This is a genomic window from Thermogemmatispora sp. (genome assembly GCF_042408735.1).
Taxonomy (GTDB): Bacteria; Chloroflexota; Ktedonobacteria; order Ktedonobacterales; family Ktedonobacteraceae; genus Thermogemmatispora.
Genome location: NZ_JBHOQV010000083.1, coordinates 63,414 through 88,619, shown reverse-complemented (window position 1 = coordinate 88,619; position 25,206 = coordinate 63,414). Strand labels below are relative to the sequence as shown.

Genomic DNA, 25,206 nt, shown 5'->3' with positions numbered 1-25,206 from the left:
GGGGATCGATCTTCTCCTCCCTGCCTCGAGGAGCAGCGGTCGGAGTGAGGGGCACTGGCCTAATCAGACCCGCCGCCCGGCTTGCCAGCAAGTGGCGGCGGGTCTGAGACGCTTACGAGGCTGCGCGCCAGGCCAGAGCGCGTATAGGAGAGCCGTCAAGGCCACGCAGCGGCAAGGGGAGAAAGGAGTACTGATAGACAACGCCGCTGATCAGACGATCCAGGCGCGCCAGATTCTCGACGATGAGCACATCACTGCCAAGCAAGGTGGCATGAGCGTGCTGAGTTCCCTGGACGCTGGAGTCAACGCTGAGGGCGTCGATGCCTACCAGCGAAGCACCCGCCTCCACCAGCAGGCGCGCGGCTTCTGGGGAGAGATAGGGGTGACGCAGGTAGCGCTCACTCTTCCAGTAGAGGTCCCAGCCGGTGCGCAGGAGGACGGCGCCCCCCGCCGGCAGGGCCTGCAGGTGAGGCTGCAGGGCCTCCGCCGTGATTGGCTCGTCCTCTCCCCGCCCTTCTACCGGTACCACGATGCCAGTGAGCAGGAAACGCTCGGGGGGATACTGCGTAATGGTCTTTCCCTCTGGAACCAGGTGGGAAGCGGCATCAATATGTGTACCGGTATGCGTCCCCAGCATGAGGCGGGTCACCTGCCAGGGTGGCTCGGTCGCTACCGCCTCAAAACCTGGCTCAGGATCACCAGGAAAGACTGTCATCCCCTGCTCGATTGCATGAGAAAGGTCGATGAATTGCATCAGGGTGACCTTTCCCTCCTTTCACATGCCAGTTGCTTTTTTGTTGTCCCTCACCGATTGGTTGCCCTGGCCATCCTCGTCTGGCTTAGCTCTGGCCCCTTCCACCCTGCCTTACGCCGATTGGCTCTCATCTTCGGGCTTAGCCGGCTCAACGGTATGAGAGAGGGAGCGGCGCAGGTCCTCGAGTATCTCTTCTGGCACTCCAGGCCAGGGGCGCAGCAGGTAGCGCGTCCCGGCTCTCAGGTCGGTGATTCGCGTGACATCGGCCACCGCCTGGAAGCCAGCCACCTCGATGCCGCGCCGTGAGGCGTAATTACTGGCATCAGCCCCAATCCAGAGACGGCGCAGACCTTGCGCCCGCAAGACTGTCGCGATGTAGATGAGCAGGGTGGGATAGAGCCGCTGACCACGGTACGGCGGGAGAGTAGCGCAATCCCAGATGTAAGCCCTCCCTGGTCGCAGGTGAATGGTCAGCCCCAGCTCACCGATCTCTTCCTGGTCAAAGGAGACCCAGCCGTAGGAGGCCAGGGTCTGCCCATCTTCAAGATAGGCCACATAGCACTGTCGCCCACGCGCAAAGCGCTCCAAGACAACAGCGGGGCTGGTCGCTCCCATCGCCATTGCCAGCTCTTCAGCACGCTCGGGCCCAACTCGCTGCAGCCTGGCCGCGAGCCGCGCCGGCGAGCTGGTCAGATGCGGACGGTCAAGATCGAGGGCCCAGAACGTCCCTGTGTGCCGCACCTCAGAAGCCGTCGCTTGACTCATCGGGTGCGCGCCTCCGCTCCCTCTTCCTCCAGCTCCGGCGCACGTCGACGACTCAGCTCGGCGATTGCTTCCGCTAGATGCTCCTCTTGAATATTGTACGCCCCAGCGGCTACTCGCAGCTTATGCGCGGTCGCCAGGACATCGGCGATCGTATAACCCTGCGGTGGCTCAAACTTATAGCAGGCCATCTCGAGCAGTTGTCCGTTTGGATCGCGGAAGTAGATCGAATCCATAAAACCGCGGTCGATGTTGCCCGTGTTCCAAATGCCGCGCTCGTTGAGTCGTTTGGCAACCTGAGTGTAGGTGGCCCGCGAAACTGTGAAGGCCAGATGGTGCAGGTTTCCAACTCCTTCGGGGTTGGGAGTCGGGTCATTGGCCCGCTCCGGTCGCACGAAAAAGGTGATCAGGCGCCCATCCCCAGCGTCAAAATAGAGATGGGTCTCTTCCGGCACGTCGAGATTGGGCTGCTCCATGATCAAGGGCATGCCTAGAAGGTCGCGATAAAACTCAACGATGGCCTCGCGATTGGAGCCGACAAAGGTAATGTGGTGAACTCCTTGTACTTGAATCTTCGCCATATCTCTCTTTCCCTGGTTAGCGCAATCTCCTGTTTACCAGCTTGCTATATTATATTCCCAAGAAAAGGTGACTCGCGAGGTCAACTATGGAGGCCGAGCCACCAGCCTCCTTTGCTCTCCAGCCATCGGCAGCGATCAGTCCGCCAACAGCCGCAGAACGAGGCTGGGCGAGGAAGCGCTGCCGGACACGACCGGCAACCCTTGAGTCGACAAGCCCCATCCAGCCGTCGAGGTCTGGCAGGGACAAAGACGGGCAACGGGTCGGTAAAGGGAGAGGATCAGAGAGAACATCGGAAAAGTGCACCAGAGGGAAAATGCGCCTGCCGGACCCAGCTACCAGAAGAGGAAGTGGCCGACAGGATCTCTGACTGACTTGCAAGGTGAGCAGGAACGGCGCGCCAGAGAGCAAGGTCGCATCGCGGGCAAGCAGGCCCGGCGGAAACCACACCATAGGGATCGCGCGCGGAGAGCGCCGCGAATCTCGCTCGGGCCAACACGAGAATCCGCTAACGGCTCTCCGCGCGCTTTGGCAAGCTGCCATTACTTAGGATACGCAGCGGCTGTCAACGCAGCGTCATCGCGCCAGTGGCCCTACAATGTCGCCACCAGCGCTAGCTGCTCCAGCTCGCCGCGCGCCTGATGCCTTTCCAACACATCCTGGGCTTCTCGCAGCAGAGCCAGAGCCTGTCTTCGCAGCTCAGCTGATCCGGTACGCCGGGCCGCCTGAGCGTAGAGCACCAGGATACGGGCCCGCTCAAGGGAGAGGGCCAGCCGTTCTGCCTGACGCGCCGTCTCTTCAAAGTCTTGCCTGGCCTCCTCCCAGGCGCCGCACTCGGCAAGATACCAGGCCCGGAGTGCCGCCGCCCGGATCGCCAGCAGGCGCCGCTGCTGCCGCAGAGCCGTGGCCCGCGCAGCCTCCAAATAGGGGACCGCGGCGGCAGGCTGAGCGCGGAGCAGCCAGATTTCAGCCAACCAGAGCTGGAGACGGGTCCGCAGATGATGATAGCCGTGCTCATCGATCAGGGTCAGCGCCTCCTCGAGCAGGGCCGTCGCCTCCTCCAGGCGTCCCTGACTGCGTGCACTCAAGGCCAGACCAGCTCGATAGCCCGCCTGCCGTTCGAGGTTGCCCAGCTCCTCAGCCAGGGCCAGGCCCTGGGTGAAGACCTCTGTAGCCGCCCGCCACTCGCCCAGATAGAGATGCAGCTCTCCCTGAGTGCTGGAAAGATGTAACAAGGCCCCCAACAACTCATAGGTCTCAGCAATTCTTCTGCCTTCAGTCAGAGCCTGCCTGGCCTCCTCTATCTCACCAAGCAGCAAACTATGGTAGGCCGTATTATTGTAGGCGAGAGCAAGAAAATAATAGTTATGGGCGGCCCGAGCGGCGTCAGCCGCTTCGCTGTAGAGCTGCAGGGCCTGGCGCAGCTCGCCGTACTGAGCAGCAATATTTCCCAGCTCAAAGAGCGGGGCGCACAGGTCCCCCACATTGCCACACTGACGCAGCGAGCGGACAGCCTGTTGCAGATGAGCTTCGGCAGCCGTCAGATCGCTGCCTTCCATGGCCAGCGCCGCCCCGAGCAAGCGGTGGCCGGCGGCCAGTAAGGCCGGCCGTGCGCTTGCCTGGGGGGGATCGGGTACTGCCAAACCAGCCTCAGCACAGGCGATCGCCTCGCGATAATCGTTCATAATCAGCGCCAGTTCTCCCAGTTCGAAGTAGGCGCTTTTCCAGGCCACGCGATCGTCAAGCTGGCGGGCCAGAGCCAGATAGCGCCGGTACCAATCAGCCGCCTGCTGGAGCTGTCCCAAGGCACGGTAGATCTGTCCCAGGGCCGCCGTCAGACGCAGCTCTTCTTCCAGGGCCGCTGCCGGGGCCACGAGATCGTAGAGCTGTTGCAAGAAGAGAGCTGCCTCCGTGCTCACATTCTCGCGCACCAACTCATCGAGAATCTGCAGCCCATAGCGCCTCGCTCGCTCGCTATCGCCCCCCATTACCGCGTGGAGGGCAATTTGGCGCCGCGGCCTATTTGGCTGCAGGGCAGGGCAGCGCTCCAGCATGGCAGCCAGCTCGCGATGAATCTCTTCCGCCCGCACCTGGCTGAGCCGATGCATGACCGCCTCGCGCAGGAGGGCGTGTGAAAGCTTATAGCAGCGTGGAGCCGTTTCTACAAGCAAGCCACGCCAGAGCAACTGCTCTACTAGTGCCGCCAGAGAGGTAGCCCGCATCTCCGGCAGCTCCTGCAAGAGAGCCAGAGGCAGGGGCTGGTTGGCCACGGCCAGGACCTCCAACAGCGTACGGGCCTCCCCAGCGAGATCAACCAGGCGCCAGAGGACCAAGTCGTAAGCTGTTTCCGGGAGAGCATGCATCGCCCGCCAGCGGAGCCAGCGCCGCATATCCAGTCGTAGCCCCTCCTCGCTCTCGCTCAAGACCTCATCAGCCCGGAGCTGGTGCAACAGCTCCTGTAAGATAAAGGGGTTTCCCCCGGAGCGCTCGTATAACCACGACGGGAAGGTTGAGGCCATCGGCAAGGTCACAATGTGCAGAGCCTGCACCAGGGCGGTGACCGCTTCTGGTCCCAGCGGTCCCAGCGAGAGCAGCCGCACGGATCCCTGGCGTCGTCCAAGCGTCAGCAGGCGCTGCAAGGCCGGCACTAACTCAACGGTGGAGCTGGTACCGATGAGCAGGATGGGAAGCTGGCGAAGCCGGAGAGCCAGAAAACCAAAGAGCTGCAGCGTCGAGCTATTTGCCCAGTGAAGATCATCGATCGCCAGCAGCAGCGGGGCCGTGCGTGCCAGAGTCCGCAGCGTCTGCCAGAGCGACCACATAAAGCGCCCCTGCTCCTCGGGCAGAGCGCTTCCGAGGGAGGGGGAGGCCGCCGCCAGGACCTCGGTAAGAGGATCCAGGCCCAGCTCCTGCAGAGCCTCCAGGAAAGGACCATAGGCCAGCAGCTCATCGAAGGGCGAACAGGTTCCACGCAGCACAATCCAGCCCAGGGGGAGCGCCTCAAGACGCGCCACCAGCTCATCGAGCAGCCGTGTCTTGCCGCTACCATCCTCTCCCTGGATCAGGATCGTGCTCCCCTGGCCAGTGGTGGCCACCTGCCCGGCCAGCTCCAGGAGATCACCAAGCGGCTCTTCGCGCCCCACGAAAGGCAGGAGCTGCCTGCCGGGTCCGGAGCGTTCCAATCCGCTCCGCTTCCGTCTGCCTTCGTCACAGCTCGCGTGGCCTCTGCCGCTTCCGCGACTCGTCAAGACCTCCCGCATGCGCTCCTGCAGATCCGCTGGTGGAGAGAGACCTAGCTCTTGCTGGAGCAACTTCTCGTAGCGGGCGTACTGCAACCAGGCTTGCCCGACAGCGCCAGCGCGCAGGTATAGCTCAATCAGTCGGCGCTGATCACTCTCGGAGAAAGGATCTTCCTGAAGCAGGCGCAGCAGATACTCAATGGCCTCCTCCCAGCGCCCTTCCTGCTCAGCGTAGGTTGCCAGACGGCTCAAAGCCGTCAGATAACTGCGGCTGAGGGCTGCCTCCTCCCCCTGCAGCCACTCGTCGAAGAGAGGCGTCCCGTTGAGGGTAAAGCCCTGCAACAGGCGTCCGCGATAAAGCTGCACGGCCTCCGCCAGAGACTCCCTTCGACCTTCCTGCAGGAGCTGCCGGAAACGCCGTAAATCACAGACCAGCAGCTCCTCGGCCAGAGAGACGCAGGGACCATCAACCACCAGGGCCTCGGCCAGACCATGAGACTGGAGGGCACGACGAATGACATAGAGATTGGAGCGCAGCGAATGACGGGCATTGTCTTCAGGTACCTCGCTCCACAACAAGGCAGCCAGATGCTCGCGCGGCTGAGGAGCTTCGGAGGCCGCCAGATAATAGAGGAGCGCCTGCGCCTTCTGGTGATGTAGGACCAGCGGCGTGCTGGCAACACGAACTTCAGGAACACCCAGAAGACGGAACACCAGCCGCTCAGAAGACATCTTCATAGCTGCGCACTGCCGCTGTTGGCTCGCAATGATCCCCTCGCAACCGTGAGGAAATCGATCATTTTCTTACTTTATCCCCACCCTTCTGCGTTTGCAAGAGTATTCTTACGGTCCCAGACCCCAGACCAGGCCCTGGCCACCCTCCCTGGAGGATCCGAGAAACGGCCCTCAGCCCGGAACAACGGAGTCTTTACAACACAGGAAGAGACAACACCATATCTTTTTCCAAATCAACATCTCATCAGAACAACTGAGCACTACACTTCCGGGTACAGATGAAAATGCCAGAACTGGCCGCCATCTTTTTCGCCTGAGTAGTAGCTCTTAAACAGGACTTATATGCATGTATCGCCTATCAGACAAATGCATTCAGTGCGGTTTTTTGGGACAGGAGGAGATCAGGCAATCAGAGAAAGTCTCTAACGTAACCAGGCAGATGGCTAGCGACATCTTGCTACAGGGAAAAGAGAGCAGTGCCAGCATGGGGACACTGAAAGAGATGGCCTATCTCGTTCGTCAGGGACCTCTCCCGCGGCTTCCCTCGTTGCGCTATGTCCCCCTGCGCTACCGGAGCTGGCTGCCGCTGCCGGTGGCCAGACGCTACCAGTGCCTGGTGATCGGCCTGGCTCAGGGCGTCGTCACGGTGGCTCTGGCTCGCCCAGGCAATGCCGCCCTTTACGCCCTCCTGGAAGAGATCACTTCCTGCACTGTCTTCCCCGTCCTCGTCTCTTCTACTTCACTGCGCCTGGCCCTCAAGCGTCTTGAGCGCGACCGCCGCCTTTCTGGACTCACTGCACATCCCACATCTTTCCTTCATCCAAACCAGTTTAGCACGCTGGCGCGGCTTCCACTTCCCTTTTGAGCCAGCAACGACCCCCTCTTGCGGCCCTCTAGCTCCGGCGGACATCACCGCATTTCAACCAGCACAAGCATCGGGCAACAACCTGCGGGTGCTATTGTGCTTCTTGAACCCAGGCAGGGCAGGTCCTCATCGACGAAGGCCCTGCCCCACAGCTCGCTCGCTGCTCGCTATGCTAGCCGCCACCACGGCTAGGGCTATTTCAGGAGGCTGGCTTCTATGCGGATACCACTCGTCGACCTGCAGTCACAGTACCAGGCAATCAAGGAGGAGGTTCGGGCGGCCTTTGACGAGGTACTGGCCGATATGGAGCTTTTTCTCGGGCCGCGCACTCGCGCTTTCGAGGAGGCCTTTGCCGCTTACTGCGGCTGCCGCTACGGCGTCGGGGTCTCATCGGGGACCGATGCCCTGGCGCTGGCTCTGCGGGCCTGCGGCATTGGTCCCGGCGATGAGGTGATTACTGTCGCTCATACTTTTATCGCGACCGTCGAGGCCATCGTCCAGGTCGGGGCCAGGCCGGTCTTTGTCGATATCGATCCCCAGACCTACACCCTCGATCCCGAGCTGGTGAGCGCCGCGCTGACCCCCCGCACCCGCGCGCTGCTGCCCGTGCATCTTTATGGTCACCCTGCCGATATGGAGCCGCTGCTGGCCATCGCTCGCCGCGCCGGGCTACGCGTCATCGAGGATGCCTCTCAGGCTCACGGCGCCACCTACCGGGGCCGCCGTGTCGGTAGCCTGGGCGACATCGGCTGCTTCAGCCTCTACTACAGCAAGAATCTTGGGGCCTATGGCGAGGCCGGCATCTGTGTGACGAACGATGCCACCCTGGCGGAGCGCCTGCGCATGCTGCGCGATCACGGTTCGCGCCTCCGCTATCATCACGAGCTACTTGGCAGCAATGCCCGCCTCGATGAGCTACAGGCCGCCGTGCTGCTCGTCAAACTGCGCTACCTGGACCGCTGGAACGCCGCCCGCCAGTCACATGCCAGCTTCTACAACGAGCACCTGCGCGCCACCGGGGCCATCCTGCCGACGACGAGGGCCTGGGCTACTCATACCTACTGCTACTACGTGATCCAGGTTGAGCAGCGCGACCGTCTCCGCTACCAGCTCGAACAGGCGGGCATCAGCACCGGTATCCACTACCCGCTGCCTCTGCACCTGCAGCCGGCCTGCTCCTATCTCGGCTACCAGCCTGGTTCTCTCCCGCGGACGGAAGCCTGCGCCGCCCGCATTATCTCTCTGCCGATGTACCCCGAGCTGACGGAGCAGCAGCTGACCTACGTGGTGGAGCAGGTGAGCCAGAGCCTGGCGCTGGGGACACCCACGGTCGAACGCTAGGCCGTGTCCTCTCTCAGCGAGCGGCCAGCGCCTGACAGCAGCCAGGCGAGCCGCGGGGAGGGCGTCCGGCGTCCCGATGGGCGGGAGCTGGCCACTGTCCCGGGCGCCAGCCCTCTGTTGCCTATCCCTCGCCCGCTGGGAGGCACCGGTTGGAGCCGCGCACGGCCACGGAAAGGAAATGGAAGAGGTAGATCGCTATGGAAACACTGCGCTTCGCTATCATCGGCTGGGGCTATTGGGGCCCCCGGCTGGCGCGCAATCTGGAATCGCTCCCGTATGCGAGTGTCACCCTGATTGCAGACAGCAATCCTGCCTGCCAGCTTTCCCCGGCCCTCCACCATCACCCCAGGGCTCGCTTTACGACTTCTGTGGAGGAGGTTTTTCGCTCCGATGTGGATGCCGTCGTCATTGCCACACCTGTGAGTACACACTATGCCTTTGCCCGGGCGGCCCTGCAACACGATAAGCACGTCCTGGTCGAAAAGCCGCTGACCGCCAGTGTGGCTGAGGCTGAGGAGCTGGTCAGCCTGGCCCAGACACGGCAGCGCATCTTGATGGTTGGTCATACCTTCGAGTACAGCCCCGCCGTCAATGAGCTGCGGAAGCTGATCCGCAACAAGGACCTGGGCAAGATCTACTGCTTCGAGGCTATCCGCGTGAACCTGGGCCTCTTCCGCCAGGACACCAATGTGATCTGGGACCTCGCCCCCCACGATATCTCGATCTTGCTCTATCTGCTCGGCGAGAAGCCCGCCGAGGTGCGTGTTCAGGCCCACGCCCACCTGCAGGCCCGCATCCCCGATATCGCTCATCTCGATCTCACCTTCGCCAGCGGGATGACGGCCCATATCCACGTGAGCTGGCTCCATCCCTGCAAGATCCGCCGCGTCACCGTCATCGGCGACCAGCGAATGGCGGTCTACGACGATACGAATCCCGCTGAGATGCTCAAGATCTACAACAAAGGGGCCGACGTGCACGCCGATCCAATCGTCTCTTATCGCAACGGCGAGATTACCATTCCCCATATCGATTGGGTTGAGCCACTTCGCCTGGAGTGCGAGGACTTCGCTCAGGCGATCCGCACAGGCAAACCACCGCGCGCCAATGGCCAGGTCGGCCTGGAGGTCGTTCGCATTCTGGCCGAGGCTCAGCAGGAACTCGAGCGCCAGGCACGCCCAACCCTGAGCGTGGTCAGCCCTCTCAAGTGAGTGGAAGGAGCAGAGAACCAACCCGGCCCTGTAGTTGCGACAAAAAGGCCCTGAATCAGGGGAGGAAGCCAAGCCGCTATGAATCTGGTCGCTTTTTCGCTGCGCACGAAGGGCGCGCACAATTTCTTGCGCCGCCTCTGGACAGTCTTTGCCCGCTTCGGCCTGAGCGAGCACCGAACTGCCCGCTCGCTGCAGACCCTGGTGGCGACGCTCGGCCAGTATGGGGCCTACCCCACGTTTTTCATTCCTGCCGTGGTCCTGCGCCGCCATGTTCCCTTGCTACGCCAGATCGCCGCCAGCGGCGCTGAGATCGGCATTCACGGCTATGTCCACAACGATTACCGCAGCCTGACACCCCAGGAGCAGGAACGCCAGACCCGCCTGGCCATCTCCGTCTTCCGCGCTAGCCAGATCCCCTTTGCGGGCTTCCGCAATCCCTACCTTGGCTGGACTGAGGAGGCCCTGGAGATCTTCGCTGCCCTGAACTTTACCTACGAGAGCAATGAGGCAGTCATTCATGATGTGATCGATCTGGAGACCCTCTCCCCGCTGTTACGTAGCGGCTACGAGAAATCCCTGCGCCTCTTCCAGGCAGTCCCCCCGAGCATCTATGATCTGCGCCCACACTGCGAGGGGCACCTGGTGCGCCTTCCCACGAGCATCCCCGACGACGAAATGCTCTTCGACCGCCTGCGCATTACAGAGCCGCAGCGCATCGCCGCTATCTGGTCGGCGGTCATGGCGCGCGTCTACGCTCTGGGCGGCCTGTACGCCCTCAATCTCCACCCGGAACGGGCCTTGCTTTGCCAGGCCGCCCTTCGCGGTCTGCTCGACTACGCTACCAGTCAGCCAGAGCCGGTCTGGATCGCCCGCCTCGAGGACATTGCCCGCTGGTGGCTTGAGCGCAGCCGCTTCCGCTTCGAGATCAGCCCCGCAGGTCCTCAGCAGTGGAGGGTTCGCCTGCTCAGCTCAGCTCGTGCTCAGGTGCAAACCCGCCAGCTCACAGTGCTGGAACGCTCCCCGGTAGAGGCCAGCAAGCCACCTGACACAGAAGACTTAGAGTGGCAAGAGTGGCGCATCGAGGCCGCCCGCTGCCCAGCAGTCGCTCTCTCACCGGCAACTCCGCCGGCGGTCAGGGCCTTCCTTCAAGAGCAGGGGTATGCCGTGACCCAGGCCTCGCCCGAGGAGGCCGCCAACTACAGTCTTTTTCTGGATCTGCCGGCCGGCCTGGGAGCCTCCCCCAGGGAGCAGCGAGCGCAACGCCGCAGGTTGGTCGCCCAGCTCGAGGCGCTCTCAGGGCCCCTGCTCTCATTCGCCCCCTGGCCTGCCACCTATCGGGCCGCCCTGGCCATCAGCAGCGATATCGATTCGGTGACCATCCAGGATTTCTTCCTGCGCATCGTCGAGGTGGCCCGCGCCAGCCACCCCCAGCCATGACAGGACCGGCGCAGCCAACAATGCCATGACCATACCCGCCCAGCAAGAGGAGGAAGGAAGATAGCGAGGGAGGGAAGCGGACCCCCACCTCTCCTCAGCGCCCCAAGAAGCTCTGGAGCCGATCAGACATGTGCTGTTGTGTCTGATACTTCAGGCCCCTTTCAGCAGCAGCAACCGCTCAGGGAGCAGGAAAGTGCTATACGCTGGTATCGTATGATACCCATAGTTCTTAAGTCAGCAAGAGTGCTCACCAGCTACTTCATCTGTAAAAAATTTCAATCTACTACGTCCATATTTAGGGGGTTAACGAAATGGCTTTGGCTAAAGCCATAAGGAAAAGGATAAGCATATGCCGTCTCAGGAAAGACAGCAGCTGCCCTTTCATAGGAGGACTCAGCGCGTAATTATCGCTCATGAGGCCGATATCTTCTGCCGCGGACTGCACAGTCTGCTGGCAGCCAGCGAGGGGTTCGAAGTGTTGGCGGAGGTTAATTCCTGTACCGCCCTGCAGGAGACCGTGGCGACCACCGGTGTGGACACAGTCCTCATCGATTGTAGCCTGGCAGATGGCGACTGCATCGAGCTAACACGCCGCCTGAGCGAAGCGCCATCGCCCCCTCACGTGGTTCTGCTCGCCTCTAGTATCAACGATGAACTGCTCCTGCGCGCTTTGCTCAACGGTGCTAGCGGCTATCTGACCAAAGATACACCTGGCCACCAGGTGCTCGCCTGTCTGGAAGGGCTCCGGAAGGGAGAGCTGGCCCTGGTCCCTCACGTGGCCAGCGTGGCCATCCGCCTGCTGATCTGGGAGTGCTATCGCCTGGCCGCCACTCTTTCGACGGTCACTCCGGTCAGCAGCTCTCTGAGAAGCCCCTCCCAGGCTCAGACCGCCCTTCTCCAGCGCCAGAGCGAGCAGCTCCCCGGCGAGGCCCGCCTTCCAACGGCCCTGCCCCATCTGACTGAGCAGGAGCAAAAGATCCTTCGCCTCCTGCGGCTTGGGCTGAGCAATAAACAGATCGCGGCCCGCCTCTCGATCTCCCCCTACACCGTAGGGAAGCACGTCCAGCATATTCTGCGCAAGCTCGGGGCGAGCAATCGCACTCAGGCCGCCTCTCATGCCTCATTTGAGGGACCTCAATTGAGGGATGAACAGTAATTATTGACAAGTTCCTGCTTTTTGGAATACTTCAATTGAGGAGTTGTAAACCGGCAGGTCATTGTGTTTTAATACTAGAGAGTCGAGCGTTCCCTGGAAGGCAAAATCTCCTACTATACGAAATCCGCAAGAGTATCGGCAGTTATGAGGATGAGGTATTTTGATGAAATTGCTTATTGTTGATGAAGACCGCGATCTTGTTGAAATGTTGACAGGCTGGCTAAGAACGCTGGGGCACGAGGTGCGACGCGCTTACTCCGGTGAGCAGGCGCGCCGCGAGTGGGAGGAACACAAGCCCGATCTGGTGATCCTGGATACGGCTCTCAAAGACACTGATGCTCTCGCCATGTGCCGCGAGATGCGCGCGCGGCACGATGCTCTTGTGCTGGTCATCTCGCAGGAGCGGGACGTGCGCGATGAGGTTCTTTGCCTGGAGGGGGGAGCCGATGACTACCTGCGCAAGCCTTTCTTCCCGGCTCAGCTCCTGGCGCGTATCCGGGCTGTCAGTCGCCGCGGGCGCTCTACCCTCCTCCTACGACCGCCAGCCGTCATCACTGTTGGCCCTCTTTCCATCGACTCGCTGCACAACGAAGCGCGCATCTTCGGCAAAACGGTGCATCTTACTCCCACCGAAAGCAAATTATTACACCTTTTAGGAGTCAATGCTAATAATGTTTGTACGGCGGGGCAAATTGTGGCCCATATTTGGGGCTTTGGCAACGATGGCGATGCCAGCCTGATCAAGGCCCATATCCACCATCTCCGGCAGAAAATCGAGCCGGACCCGGCGAACCCGCGCTACATTCTTACCGTGCCGGGGGTCGGCTACACACTCGTGCGTCATCCTGAGAAGGCTGAGGTCCCGGACAGCCCTTCTGGACAAGCTCAACGGGCCTCCAGCTAAATCCAGAGTCGGAGCGTTTGGGAGCCAGGGCCAAAACGAAGAGCCGATCTCCTGCTCCTCATCGCGAGCCGCAGCAGGAGTACGACAGCTTCCTGACCTGGCGACGCTCAGCGAACTTGCCTGATCCCAGGCCCACAAGCGGGTAAGCCCTCCGATCGAGGGAATTCGAAGAAGGGAACGTTCTGCGGCCTGGCAGATTGAGGTGGCAGATTCTCCTCCCACAGAGCCAGCCTCAGCCTGTCTAGGCCGCTCCCCCCTTGTTAGCCGTCGTCCTCTCGCCCGCCATGCCTCCGCTGCTCCGCTGGGGCCACCGCCGCACGCAAGCCAGACGCTATCAAGGCCGGCGATCCTCCCCTTTTCGCCCGTTCAGCCCAGGTAGCGATAAAGCAGCCCGCCCAGAGGACCACTTACCGAGAGAGGGAGCCGACGCCAACAAGCCGTCAGCAGACGATAGAGGCGGCTCTCTTCGGAAGTACTGACAGGGCCAGCCTGCTGCGGATAGTAATAATAGGGCAAGGGCACCTTCTCAGCTCCCCAGCGACGCTTAAATTCCATCAGGCCCTGATTCGCACAGGCCGTGCGCCCGAGATCGAGCAGGCGGAAACCATGGCCACAGGCATCTTCGATGGCCTGCCACATCAGTAAGTTATTGGGCGCCAGTTGCAGATAGCGCTCATGCGAAGCCCCATAGGCGTAGCGCAAGGTACTGCCCGCTGCCAGGAAGATCATGCCCGCAATCGGCTTCCCCTCGTACTCCGCCAGCCAGAGCCGCAGCCGCCCACTGGGCGCAAAGGTCTCCCATAATTCCAGGAAGAAGCGCCGTGGCTGCGCGGGCAGGCCGTGCTTCTTGGTACGCGTTCGCAGGTGCAGCTGATAATAGCTCAGCATGTCCTCGCGACGCTCAGCCAGGCGTACCTGGACCCCCGACTGCGAGGCTTTGCGTACCTGACGCTGGACCGGCTTGCGCAGCCGCGACCATGCTGTCTGAGCATCCTCTGCCAGGGGCAGCAGCCAACGTACATAGAGGTTGCTGACCACAAAGCTGCCCTTTGATTCCAGCAGCTCGCAGGGACCAGCGCGCAGCTCCAGACAGCTCGCTTTGTACTCCACAGCCAGCGCCAGGGCCTGGTTAAGCAGAACCTGAGCGCGCTCGGGGCTGTCGGCCAACAGAGGACAGTAATCCGAAAAAGGGAAAGCCACCAGGCGTCGACTCCCGGGCCAATTCTCTACGAGACAGAGGGGCAGAAAGCCACAGAGCTGTCCAGCTTCATCACGCAGGCCGAGCGGCAACAACTTGTACCCGTAGAGCCGGCTGACCAACTCCAGCCATTCAGGCAAGAGATAGAAGGTCTCTCGGGCTTCCTGCGCCAGCGCCGGAGACCATCGCTGCGAAAGAGAGAGCGTTGCCTGTGTCATCATACGTGCTCCTAGCCTGGTCCACCTGCTCCCCGGCACCGATGCTGCATCCGCAGCAGGGCGCCTCTTACCGCCTGCCTGGCCTCGGCTTGCTGGTCACCGGCCACCACCACCAGCGAGCACGTCAGGCCAGGGCCGGCCCACGCCCGCCCTACCCCCAGAGAGACGAGCTGCGAAAAAGCGATGTTCCGCCGAGGAACTCCTGCGCCGCGAGGAGATCCTCCAGGCGCTCCTCACAGCGCTCCCAGGAATATTCTTGCTCCACCAGCCGTCTGCCGGCCTCGCCAAGGGCCTGCCGCCGGTCGGCATCCCTCAAGAGGGCAATCACGGCTCCGGCAAAGTCAGCGGGCGCGTCGGCAAGCAGTAGATGGCGACCAGAGGTGACGGCCAGGCCTTCGGCCCCTAAGGTTGTCGAGACCACCGCTTTCTTCATGGCCAGCGCTTCCAAGATTTTGAGGCGCGTTCCGCTGCCAATGCGCAGCGGGACCACAACGACGCTGGCGCTCGCCAGATAGGGACGCACATCGGGGACTGTCCCGGTGACCGTCACGCCTGGCAGCCTGGCCAGCCGGCGCACCGACCAGGGCGGATTGCGCCCCACAATCCACCACTCAGCGGCAGGTAGCTGCCCGCGGATGAGAGGCCAGCACTGGTGAGCAAAATAGAGGACTGCCTGCTCGTTGGGGTAGTAGTCCAGCGAGCCAGTGAAGACGACCCGCAGCCGTGCCTCGCGCTCACTTTCCAGGCTTGTCTCCTCCGCAGCAGGCGCGAAGAACGAGGGGTCTACCCCATTGGGAACTACCCCGACGCAGGCCTGCGGAAGGATGTCCTTCAAGAGCTGACGCTCGCGCTCGCTCGTTACAAAGACAGCGGCTGCCCGTTGACAGCAGGCCAGCTCGCGCGGTTTGACCAGACGATACTCGCGCCCGTTATACCATCTGCGCAACCAGCCTTTTTCAGTGCAATAGGTGCGATAAAGTAACTCGTACTCAAGGTTGTGCTGCAAGATGAGGAGAGGCAGAGAAGCGGGCAGACGTAGCCCCGCGGCGGTGAGGGCCCCATCGACGTAGACCGCCTGGTAGCTATCGGCGGTCAGAGCCTGATCAAGGGCGACCTGCAGAGCCGGCGGACAGCGGTCGGCGATAGCACTGGATTCCCCTCGCACGATATTGACTGCCTGCCGCCAGCGTCGCCAGCGTGAGGCCGGATATGGGACCAGTTCGACGGACTGCAGGCGCTGCAGCAATGGCTGGCAGTCCTCGCTGATCCGCGACTCTCCCCCACGGCTCAGCGCGATAAGCGAAACACGATATCTGGTCGCCAGAGCCTTCAAAACATAGAAGCTACGCGCTCCACCCCCCCAGGTCGGCGCTGGCAGATAAGGAACCACCGCCAATAGCTTCATCAAGATACTCCTCTCGCTTGGCGCTGGCAGGATGCGCTACGGGCAGGAACACTGGCTTCCCTGGACCAGGGCGACCGTCGTTGCACCCGCCACAGCCGCCGGGCGCCTGCTCTCCAGACTCGCCCCATGAGAGCCTTCCACAGTCTCTTCAGAGCTGTTGACGATCAGCCAGGGGACCTGCTCAGAGAGTAAGCATAGCGCTCGCTGATCGCGGACTGGTTGACCTGGCGGTCAAGAATGTGTTCCTGAAGGGCCAAGAAAGTGCATATTCGCAATCAAGCGGGCTTCTCCGCCATCGCTACCAATTCGCATGTCCCCGCTGGCCATCACGACATCTTCTTCACCGCAAGGAACATCGCTTCCTAACACAGGAACGGTATGCTGTCAAAGACAGTAAGACAGCTATTGCTAGCAGGCCGCCTCAATGCCTCCAGCCAGGGGAACCTGCTGCAATCAGCCGCAAGAGAGGGAGGGTGCTTGCGTGAGCAACGACACCACAGTTGTCATTGGCGCCGGACCATACGGGCTGTCCATTGGCGCTTACCTGCTAGGGCGCTCGCAGCCCGTTCTGGTCTTTGGCCGCACCATGGAGTTTTGGCAGCAGATGCCGAGCGGCTTTCACCTGAAGTCAGTCTGGAGCGCCTCGACGCTCTTTGACCCGGATGGCCGCTATAGTCTGGACCGTTATTGCGCTGCTACTGGCAGACCACGCCAGGAGCCACTGCCGATCAGGCTCTTCCTGGACTACTGCTGCTGGTTCCAGCGCCAGGCTGTCCCCAATGTGGACCCGACCTATATCAGCAGGCTGGCCCGCGACGGCGAGGTGTTTGTGATTGAGCTGGCAGATGGCCGATCCCTTAAGGCGCGGCGCGTGGTGGTTGCCAGCGGGATCGCTCCGTTCTCTTATGTCCCCGAGTTCGCCCGTCACCTGCCTCCCGAGCTGGCTACCCATACGCAGGCTCATCGCGATTTCGCTGGCTTCGCGGGCCGCGAGGTGGTTGTGGTTGGACGCGGCCAGAGCGCCCTGGAGTCCTCCGCCCTACTCCACGAGGCCGGCGCCCATGTGGAGTTGATCGCGCGCGGCCCGGTAATCTGGATCAATCGCACCCTCTACCATCGCACCGGCCCGGCCCGTCGCATCTTTTATCCTCCCAGCGACGTCGGACCGCCAGGTCTCAACTGGCTGGTCGCCTCTCCGTTGCTTTTCCGCCTCTTCCCGGAGAAGACGCGCTACGCCCTCGATCGCCGCGCGGTCCGGCCTGCCGGGGCGGAATGGCTGCGTCCACGTGTAGAGGGACATGTCCGTATCACGGACACGGCAGAGGTGGTTAAGGCCGTTCCCCGCGGCGAGCGGCTGGAGCTGACGCTGAGCGATGGAAGTACGCGCCTGGTCGACCACCTGTTCCTGGGAACTGGCTATCGCCCCGATATCCATAAGCTGGCTTTCCTCGACGAGGCGCTACGCGCCCAGATCCTGGCCCGCGATGGCTATCCGGTGCTCAATGAGTGGTTCGAGTCATCGGTGCCGCGCCTCCACTTCGCTGGCGCTCTGGCTAACCACAGCTTTGGCCCAATCTGCCGCTTTGTGGCTGGGGCCAAGATCCCAGCCCGCCAGATCCTGCGCTGCGCTCAGCGCGACCGCCACCCTGTTTATAGCGCCTAGGTCCGGCTCCCTGCCGCCGCTCAGGCGAAGCCGTCGCCCCGCTCCTGGTCGGCCTGGGTCAGGTCAGTCGGTCGGTCGGCAGAGGCGGGTATATATATCAGGTACAGGCATACAGGTAAGGGGTTGCAATGTCTGGTAGAGACGCCGAGGGGAGAGATCAGCAGCTCCCCCCCGCCCTCATCTTGGGGAGCGATTTCAAGGCCCTGGGGGTCGTGCGTAGCCTGGGCCGCCGGCGCGTCGCGTGTACGGTGCTCGACGCCGTGCCGCGCTCAGCCTGGTTCTCGCGCTATACGCGCCGGCGCATCCGCTGGCCCGCCTCCCTCGGGGATGAGGCACTGCTCACGTTCTTGCTCTCCACAGCCCCCACCAGCGGGCTGCAAGGCGCCGTCCTGTTTCCGATGCAGGATGAGGCCGTGGAGCTGATCAGCCGCCACTATGGGGAGCTGGCTCGCCTCTACCAACTTACAACGCCGCCCTGGGAGGTAGCCCGCTGGGCCCTCGATAAACGCCTGACCTACCGCATGGCCCAGGAGCTGGCTATCCCGAGTCCGCGGACCTGGTATCCAGCCACCGAGTCGGACCTGGCGGCCCTTGACCTGCAATTCCCCGTAATCGTGAAACCGGCAATCTCGGTTCGCCTTCAGTATACGCTGCGTCTGAAGGCCCTGGAGGCCCACAGCTACGCCGAGCTGCTTGGGGCCTATCGCCAGGCGCGCACAGTCCTGGAGGCCGATGAGATCTTGCTTCAGGAGCTTATCCCCGGCGGGGGCCAGCTCCAGTACTCGCTGGGCGCCCTCTGCCAGAATGGCCGGCTGCTCTTCGCCTTGACCGCCCGCCGCCGCCGCCAGTATCCGATCGACTATGGCCTCGGCTCGAGCTTCGTGGAGGCCGTCGAACTTCCCGCCCTCTACCCGCTGGCAGAGAAATTGCTCAACTTCATGGGCGTCAGCGGCATGGCCGAGGTCGAGTTTAAGCTCGATCCACGCGATGGTCAGTATAAGCTGCTCGATATCAACCTGCGCCCCTGGGGCTGGCACTCGCTCTGCATAGCCTGCGGCCTGGATCTGCCCTACCTGCAATATCGCCAGGCTCTCGGCCTGGCCAACGAGCCACCCGCCGCCATTCGCTACGGCGTCCGCTGGCTGCGCCTCCTGACCGACCTGCCCGCCGGCCTCCAGGAGATCAGGGCCGGCCTTACCACTCCCCTCGCTTACCTCCGCTCCCTGCTCGGCCCGACAACCTTCTCCGTCTTTTCACTGACCGATCCCCTGCCCACCCTCGGCGATCTGCTCGTGGCCTTGCTGCGCGCCAGCCACCTCCAGCCTTCCCATCCTACCCCTTCCTCATCCCCGCCTCCCGAGAGGACAGCACCACCAGCACCAGCTCGCTAGCCAGCCCACCTCATCCCCTTCTTTCCTCCTACCACCACCCATCTGGTATATACATCTTGACATATACACCATGATGGCATACACTGGATAGGAGAAGAGGAGATCAGCCGGCAAGCGGGGCCAGCCGGGAACTCCTCGAGGCGGGCGGAGGTCTTGTTTTGCCGCCTACAACTGAAGCGAACGCCCCATAGATGGGAGGAAGCGACCCAGCAGGGGTCTGGGGCGCGACGAGAGAGCCTATGCACTGCGACGACTATCTCCGGGCCATTGGTGGGCGGCGAGCAGGCCGGAGCCTGATCAGCGGAACTTGAGAAGAGAAGAAAGGAGGAGAGAGGGGCAGCGGGACCGGAGCGCTTGTCTGCACGCAAGCAGCCCACCTGTCTGCCATCCAGCCAGGTCAGTCCGTTCGACGCTCAGCGCGCGGTAGGTCGGCTGCCGCGCGCCTTTGCCAGGGTTCTTCAGCCGAAACTGCTAGCAAGGAGTGTTAGCAAGGAGAGACTATGAGACGAAAGGAAAGACTCTTCCAGCTTGGAATAGCGGTGGCTCTACTCTGCTCGGGCCTGGCCGCTCTGCTCTACTCCCACCCTCTCCAGGTGCGTGGCGCCACGGTGATCACCACCCCGACCAACGTTCACGTAGTGGCCACTGGTCCCCAAGCGATCACCCTGGCCTGGTCCCCCTCGACGGATAACTCCGGCACCGGCGATGTGCCGGCCTACTACGTCTATAACGGCAGCAACATCGTTGCCACCTCGATGGGTACGGCGGTCACTATTAGCTCGCTCCTCCCCTCGACGAGCTATACGTTCACCGTCCAGGCTTACGACAAGGATGGCAACACTTCGGCACCCAGTAGCCCAATTACCGTTTCTACTCAGGCCGCCAGCGCTCCCACCTACCAGAAAATCGCCTACTTCGACCAGTGGAGTATCTACGGCAACGCTTACTACCCCTCAACCGTCGATACGTCGGGAGCTGCCTCGCGCCTGACCATGATTATCTATGCCTTCGAAAACATCGATCCAACGAATCTGACCTGCTTCGAGGCGATCAAGGCCGCTGACTCCAGCAACGAGAACAACCCCAACGCCGGCGACGGGGCGGGCGATGCTTTTGCAGACTATCAGAAAAGCTATAGCAGCGCCAACTCGGTCGATGGCAGCTCGGACTCCTACAGTCAGCCGATTAAGGGCAATTTCAATCAGCTCCGCGAGCTGAAGGTCAAATATCCCAACCTGAAGATTCTGCTCTCTATCGGAGGCTGGACCTACTCCAAGTACTTCTCGGACGTGGCGGCCACCGCCTCTTCGCGCCAGAAATTCGTCAGCTCCTGTATCAACATGTTCCTCAAAGGCAACTTGCCCACCGGCATCGGCGGAGATCCCTCGGGTGGGCCGGCCTCCGCAGCGGGCATCTTCGATGGCTTCGACATTGACTGGGAGTATCCAGGCGTTCTCGGCCATGTCGGCAACCACTACGGTCCCCAGGATAAAGCCAATTTCACGCTCTTGCTCCAGGAGTTCCGCAGCGAGCTTGATGCCTATGGAGCCAGCATCGGCAAGCATTTCACTCTGACGGCGGCTGTTCCCTCAGGACAGGACAAGATCATGCAGATCCAGACCGATCAGATCGGCAACTATCTGGATTATGCCGATGTGATGACCTACGATATGCATGGTGCCTGGGAGAGCAGCGGCCCAACCAACTTCCAGGACCCCCTCTATGGCTCCCCTCAGGATCCTTCGGCTCCTATACCGCCCGGTCAGGCCAAGTATAATATCGATACGTCCATTCAAGCCTGGACAAGCGGACTCTCGGCCTATAGCATTCCAGGCGGCTTCCCCGCCAGTAAGCTGGTCATGGGTTTCCCCTTCTATTACCGCGGCTGGACCGGGGTGCCTGCTGGCAATACGCATGGTCTCTACCAGTCCGCTACCGGTCCTTCGCCCTCTTTCTCTTACAGCCAGACCCCCGGCGTCGCCTACTACAAGGAGCTGGCCGCCGCCGGTTTAACCAACAACGCCAATGTCAACTTCTTCGATCCCACCACGCAGGCATCCTGGATCTACGACGGCACTAATTTCTACACCGGCGACACTCCGCAGTCGATCACCGCAAAAACGACCTATATCAAGAACAAAGGTCTGGCCGGGGCCATGATGTTCTCTCTGGAAGACGAGGACGCAGCCGATACGCTGCTGAACGCCATTGTCAGTGGCCTGGGCGGTTCTCCCAATCCTGGCCCAACGCCGACTCCTACCCCCACACCAACGCCCACGGCAACAGCGACAGCGACGCCGACCAGCACGCCCACGCCTACACCAACCCCCACCTCTGTGCCGACGGCGACGCCAACTCCTAGTCCGACGCCAACGTCTCCCCCCTCCGGTGGCAACCTGGTCGCCAATCCGGGCTTCGAGAGTGGCTCTCTGGCTCCGTGGACCTGCGATGCCGGCGATAAGGTCGTCTCTTCGCCCGTTCATAGCGGCTCCTACGCACTGCAGCTGACTCCTACCAGCTCTACGACAGGTCAGTGCACACAGACGATCAGTGTCCAGCCCAACCACACCTATACGCTGAGGGCCTACGTGAACGGTCCCTACGCCTACCTGGGCATTAATGGAGGACCAAGCAACTGGACCAGCAGCAGTAGCTATACACTGCTTTCGGTTTCCTTCACAACCAGCTCCTCGACAACCAGCGTGACCATCTATGTGCACGGCTGGTATCTGCAGGGGAACGTCTACGTAGACGACGTCTCGCTCCAATAGCTTCCGGGGCAAGACAGCGGTTGAGAGAAGAGAGCAGGCGCCCCAGTTCGAGCGTCTGCCAGCCTGAGTGAGGCGCTTGCTCTCCTTCTCCCGAGTTTCCTGGTCTCATCTCAGTAGCCTCTCTATCACCAACCGAATAGCAAAGGAGCTAGGATACGATGCCTACGGATGCTTTCCGCAGAAGCAGGCCGCTGACTCTCTTCGCTCTGCTGACGGCTTGCGCTGCTCTGCTGGTTGCTGGTCTGACGGCAGCGGTCTTGAGTCTCCAGCAGCAGCAGCCGGCCCAGGCTGCCGCCTCGCTGGGACCAGCCTGGTACAACGCGGCCCCTTATGTCATGCCCCTGGCCAATAATCCTCCCCCCCTTACGACCGTCATGAGCGCTAGCGGGGCACGCGTTTTTACCCTGGCTTTCATTGTGGCCGACAACGGCTGCACTCCAGCCTGGGAGGCCGATAGCGGCCTCATCGATGTTTCTGCCGATACGCAGGTCGGTCCCATAATCAACGCCATCCGCTCAGCGGGCGGCGACGTGGTCGTCTCCTTTGGAGGTTACAACGGGACCAAGCTGGGGCAGGTCTGCGGTACCCCTCAGGCCACGGCTGCTGCTGAGCAGGCCGTTATCAACAAGTACGGCTTGCGCGCTATCGATCTCGATCTGGAGGAGCCAGAGTACGAGAACGCTGGCGCTATTAACAACGAGCTGGGGGCTGCTCAGATTCTCCAGGCCAACAATCCCGGCCTGATGATCACGATCACGCTCCCCGGAACCACGGCGGGCACCGGCTACTTTGGGCAGCAGTTGCTCAATACGGCCCGCAGCCTCGGCTACACTCCGAGCAGCTACTCTATCATGCCCTTCGACGGAGGCTTCAGCGGCGCTAGCAGCCAGATCAGCGCCCTGCAGAGCTTCCACACTATCCTGATGAACACCTTCGGCTGGGATAGCGCAACGGCTTACGCCCACGAGGGGATCTCTTCGATGAACGGACGCACGGACAGCGGTGAATACTTCTACCAGTCGGATTTCCAGACGGTGCTCAGCTTTGTTCAAAGCAACCACCTGGCGCGCTTTACCTTCTGGTCGGTGAACCGCGACCGTCAGTGCACGCCGCCAGACAACAACGGAAATCTTTCGGCTACCTGCAGCAGCGTGCCCCAGAACGACTGGGACTTCACCCGCATTGTCACCCAGTTCGCTCAGACGAGCGCAGCGACTCCAACTGCGGCACCGCCTTCCACCCCCACGTCCAGCGCTACGCCCGCCACACCGACACCGACACGTACACCGACACCGACGCCCACTCCATCGAGCGGCGGGAGCTGCGCAGGTATTGCTCCCTGGAGTCCCACCACGGCCTATACTGGGGGCAGCAAAGTCACCTACAACGGTTACCTCTGGCAGGCAAAATGGTGGACCTACAACGACGTGCCCGGCGGTCCAGCCGGCGTCTGGGTTCAGCTAGGCCGCTGCTAGGAATCCTTTCGATCGCGCGGCACCTCCCTAACCAGGAGGGCACGTCTCAGACTTATCCCCTCCTCCTTGACAACGGACTGGCGGAAGTGCCTTCCCTTCCGCCAGTCCCTGGCCGGTCAGTCTGGCAAGCAAGGCGGCCGACAGTCAGCGGTCTGCAGGGCCACGCGCCAGAAACGTTCCATATGGGCCCCTCGCTTTGGACTGATCTGGCTGCTGTAACCCTCGATGCTCTGGTAGAGCGCCGCCGGGCTGCCAAAGTTGATACGCACCTGCGACGCATAGAGACCAGCAGCTTGCTGACGCAGGGTCAGCGTGTCGGAGATCTCCACCAGTTGAGGCTGCATCGTGACTCCCAGCTCCTGAAGGCGCTTTCGCAATGCAGAGGGACGCAGGACATAGGGGAAATCCTCATAGAAAGCCACGTTAGCTCCATAAACCAGCAGCCGGAAAGCCGCGGCAGCAACCACACGGTGGTCGACATGGCCTCCAATACCCAGGGGGGCATACCAGTGGAGCGACGGGAGACGCCGATGGAGGGCCAGGCAGAGCCGGAGTAAATCCTCCACGATCCAGGCATCGACCTGGCGCACGCGCCCCCCGATCGCCCGCTTCCAGCGATAGAGAGCCGGCGAGCCGCGATAGATGGCGTCGAGATAATCCAGCCAGAGACAGTCGGCCTGCAGCGAGGAGCAGGCTTGCTGATCCTCCTGCCGGCGCAGCTCGACCAGACTGAAGGCCTCTCGACTACTGCTCATCGTGCGCTGGATGCGTCTGGCAAAGGAGCTTAGCTTTAAATCGGGCCCGGGGAGGCCGGCGAAGACCGTGACGACAAGCGAGCGTTCCCTCTGAAGAGCCTGGAGGGCAATCGTTCCACCACACGAATAGACAACGTCATCGAAGTGTGGCGAAAGGTAGATGTGTTGATATTCTGGACCAACGGCGTCTGTAGCAGAGACAAGCAACGCTAAACTCCTTTCAGCTTGCAAGCGAGCAGCTCTTGAGTCGGCTGGCGTCACAAGGCGGAGCATGCCCTACGCCATTCCGAGTTTTCGCCGCCGGGCCGGCTTGACAGGGCGCTAGCCGAAGAGAGGATGGAAATGGGCCAGGGAATAGGAGGGATTGCGCAGTTGGCGCTCTCCCACGACACGCGCGGGAACACCCCCCACGATTGTATAGGGAGGAACATCGCGGGTGACGACCGCTCCCGCCATGACCACTGCCCCCTCACCGATGGTCACCCCCGCAAGCACCGTGGCTCGCGCCCCCAGGAAAGCGTAGTTTCCAATCACAATCGGCTTATAGATATCTTTGTGCTCCGGATCATTGATATCATGCGAACCAGTGATCAGCCAAACCCCTGGCGAGAGGCTAACATTCTCTCCGATCAGCAGGCCTCCCGTTACATAGAGCAGACAGCCATAGTTAATAACAGAGCCTTTGCCAATGACCACGCGCCGCCCCTGACCACGTAAACCCGCCATCTGGATGCGCACGCCCGAGAGGATCGTTACCTGGGGACCAATCTCCCAACCCAGAACAGCCCGATACCAGGCGTAGCGCAATGCATAAAAAGGAATATAGTTAATAAATTGATTGGTGATATATTTGATGAACTCGCGGATGACATTTCTCATGGCAGCACCTCCGGCAGCGCGGCAAGATAGGGAAGGTCAACGGTCTCCAGCCCGAGAGTGGATGACCAGGCTCTTTAGACGCAACGCAGACCGCCCGCCGTTCCTCCACGAACCACCCTCTGCCCCAAAGGCGAGAGAGGCCGTCCGCCAAGCCAGCGTAAGGCTATCTCCCTGGCATCGAGCAGCGCAGGCCGTACGCGATGTCTTCCTCCGATCAATTTGCCCCAGGTCTATTCGGGTTATAGCACGCCTTCGTAGTGACAGGATTGCGAAGATGGTAAAGAACGAGTCGTTTTCTCACAGGAGGGTAGATGAAATGTGCCCGGCAGCTTACAAGAGCGGGCCTGGCCCTCCGGTAGCGCGATGTACACACCTCCCCGCTCGTAGAAACGACATCTTCACATCTATGAACACCACTTTACCATCGAGCCAGTAGTACCCTTGTAGCAGACCTGACACCAGCAGAAA

General features: G+C 61.7%; 18 protein-coding genes. 10 read left to right on the top strand and 8 right to left on the bottom strand.

Annotated features, from left to right (window positions below):
- Positions 1–112 precede the first annotated feature (112 nt).
- From ACFMO7_RS06730 to ACFMO7_RS06715, 4 genes are all read right to left on the bottom strand, one after another.
- A complete protein-coding gene (locus tag ACFMO7_RS06730) occupies positions 113–754 on the bottom strand; it encodes a cyclase family protein (protein WP_376794750.1) in 642 nt (213 codons plus the stop codon).
- Between the two features lie 111 nt (positions 755–865).
- Entirely contained in the window at positions 866–1,519 is a 654-nt protein-coding gene (locus ACFMO7_RS06725) for a GNAT family N-acetyltransferase (RefSeq protein WP_376794749.1), read from the bottom strand.
- Positions 1,516–2,097, bottom strand: a complete 582-nt coding sequence (locus ACFMO7_RS06720; RefSeq protein ID WP_376794748.1) for a VOC family protein — start codon at positions 2,095–2,097, stop codon at positions 1,516–1,518. Before ACFMO7_RS06720 ends, ACFMO7_RS06725 begins: the two co-directional genes overlap by 4 nt.
- Positions 2,098–2,688: 591 nt before the next feature.
- The gene (locus ACFMO7_RS06715; protein ID WP_376794747.1) at positions 2,689–6,072 is read right to left on the bottom strand and encodes an AAA family ATPase; all 3,384 of its coding nucleotides are present in this window, start codon (positions 6,070–6,072) and stop codon (positions 2,689–2,691) included.
- Between the two features lie 481 nt (positions 6,073–6,553).
- Between ACFMO7_RS06715 and ACFMO7_RS06710 the strand changes: the two genes are divergently transcribed.
- The 6 genes from ACFMO7_RS06710 to ACFMO7_RS06685 all read left to right on the top strand — a co-directional run bounded on the left by ACFMO7_RS06710 (position 6,554) and on the right by ACFMO7_RS06685 (position 12,983).
- Positions 6,554–6,934, top strand: a complete 381-nt coding sequence (locus ACFMO7_RS06710) for a hypothetical protein (protein ID WP_376794746.1) — start codon at positions 6,554–6,556, stop codon at positions 6,932–6,934.
- Between the two features lie 216 nt (positions 6,935–7,150).
- The gene (locus ACFMO7_RS06705; protein WP_376794745.1) at positions 7,151–8,275 is read left to right on the top strand and encodes a DegT/DnrJ/EryC1/StrS family aminotransferase; all 1,125 of its coding nucleotides are present in this window, start codon (positions 7,151–7,153) and stop codon (positions 8,273–8,275) included.
- A 197-nt stretch (positions 8,276–8,472) separates the two neighbouring features.
- Positions 8,473–9,486, top strand: a complete 1,014-nt coding sequence (locus ACFMO7_RS06700; RefSeq protein WP_376794744.1) for a Gfo/Idh/MocA family protein — start codon at positions 8,473–8,475, stop codon at positions 9,484–9,486.
- Positions 9,487–9,564: 78 nt separating this feature from the next.
- The gene (locus ACFMO7_RS06695) at positions 9,565–10,923 is read left to right on the top strand and encodes a polysaccharide deacetylase family protein (protein WP_376794743.1); all 1,359 of its coding nucleotides are present in this window, start codon (positions 9,565–9,567) and stop codon (positions 10,921–10,923) included.
- Positions 10,924–11,272: 349 nt separating this feature from the next.
- Positions 11,273–12,079, top strand: a complete 807-nt coding sequence (locus ACFMO7_RS06690; RefSeq protein WP_376794742.1) for a LuxR C-terminal-related transcriptional regulator — start codon at positions 11,273–11,275, stop codon at positions 12,077–12,079.
- A gap of 163 nt (positions 12,080–12,242) precedes the next feature.
- Complete coding sequence (locus tag ACFMO7_RS06685; RefSeq protein ID WP_376794741.1) at positions 12,243–12,983, top strand: response regulator transcription factor; 741 nt, start codon at positions 12,243–12,245, stop codon at positions 12,981–12,983.
- A 366-nt stretch (positions 12,984–13,349) separates the two neighbouring features.
- On the opposite strand, the gene ACFMO7_RS06680 is transcribed toward ACFMO7_RS06685, so the two are convergent.
- Together ACFMO7_RS06680 and ACFMO7_RS06675 are read right to left on the bottom strand one after the other, a co-directional pair.
- Positions 13,350–14,402 (bottom strand): lipid II:glycine glycyltransferase FemX, encoded by a 1,053-nt coding sequence (locus ACFMO7_RS06680; RefSeq protein WP_376794740.1) that lies wholly within the window; start codon positions 14,400–14,402, stop codon positions 13,350–13,352.
- Positions 14,403–14,550: 148 nt separating this feature from the next.
- Positions 14,551–15,804 (bottom strand): glycosyltransferase, encoded by a 1,254-nt coding sequence (locus tag ACFMO7_RS06675; RefSeq protein ID WP_376794739.1) that lies wholly within the window; start codon positions 15,802–15,804, stop codon positions 14,551–14,553.
- A gap of 481 nt (positions 15,805–16,285) precedes the next feature.
- Between ACFMO7_RS06675 and ACFMO7_RS06670 the strand changes: the two genes are divergently transcribed.
- The 4 genes from ACFMO7_RS06670 to ACFMO7_RS06655 all read left to right on the top strand — a co-directional run bounded on the left by ACFMO7_RS06670 (position 16,286) and on the right by ACFMO7_RS06655 (position 23,104).
- Entirely contained in the window at positions 16,286–17,467 is a 1,182-nt protein-coding gene (locus tag ACFMO7_RS06670) for an FAD-dependent oxidoreductase (RefSeq protein ID WP_376794738.1), read from the top strand.
- 128 nt (positions 17,468–17,595) lie between these two features.
- On the top strand, positions 17,596–18,858 hold the full coding sequence (locus ACFMO7_RS06665) for an ATP-grasp domain-containing protein (RefSeq protein ID WP_376794737.1): 1,263 nt from the start codon (positions 17,596–17,598) through the stop codon (positions 18,856–18,858).
- A 500-nt stretch (positions 18,859–19,358) separates the two neighbouring features.
- Entirely contained in the window at positions 19,359–21,629 is a 2,271-nt protein-coding gene (locus ACFMO7_RS06660; protein WP_376794736.1) for a glycosyl hydrolase family 18 protein, read from the top strand.
- 158 nt (positions 21,630–21,787) lie between these two features.
- Positions 21,788–23,104 carry a chitinase gene (locus tag ACFMO7_RS06655; protein ID WP_376794735.1) on the top strand — a complete coding sequence of 439 codons (1,317 nt, stop codon included), beginning with the start codon at positions 21,788–21,790 and terminating at the stop codon, positions 23,102–23,104.
- Between the two features lie 116 nt (positions 23,105–23,220).
- On the opposite strand, the gene ACFMO7_RS06650 is transcribed toward ACFMO7_RS06655, so the two are convergent.
- Both ACFMO7_RS06650 and ACFMO7_RS06645 read right to left on the bottom strand, forming a co-directional pair.
- On the bottom strand, positions 23,221–24,066 hold the full coding sequence (locus ACFMO7_RS06650; RefSeq protein WP_376794734.1) for a PIG-L deacetylase family protein: 846 nt from the start codon (positions 24,064–24,066) through the stop codon (positions 23,221–23,223).
- 114 nt (positions 24,067–24,180) lie between these two features.
- On the bottom strand, positions 24,181–24,738 hold the full coding sequence (locus tag ACFMO7_RS06645; RefSeq protein ID WP_376794733.1) for an acyltransferase: 558 nt from the start codon (positions 24,736–24,738) through the stop codon (positions 24,181–24,183).
- Positions 24,739–25,206: the final 468 nt, after the last annotated feature.